This is a genomic window from Monashia sp. HAY1-5C, assembly GCF_056755255.1.
On the sequence record NZ_JBPGXG010000826.1, the window covers coordinates 1 to 232 of the forward strand.

Sequence of the window (232 nt, forward strand, 5' to 3'; positions counted from 1 at the left end):
GACCACCTAGATCTACACTCTCTCCGTCGTCGGCAGCGTCAGATGTGTATAAGAGACAGTCCTCGAGCCGGGCCCACGCGGGGTTGGCCGCGTAGCGCTCGTCGGCTGCGTGCTCTCACGCGTCCTGGCCGGATGGGTGACGCCGAAGGCCTGTCTCTTATACACATCTCCGAGCCCACGAGACGGAGCTACATCTGGGGGGGGGGGGTTTGGGGTGGGAGGGGGGGGGGGG

General features: G+C 66.4%; 1 protein-coding gene. It reads right to left on the reverse strand.

The genetic code is table 11. The features are described 5' to 3' along the window. Positions 1-12: 12 nt before the first annotated feature. Positions 13-232 (reverse strand): hypothetical protein (locus ACR9ZK_RS23675; protein WP_481344352.1); only part of this gene is annotated, 220 nt, incomplete at its 5' end.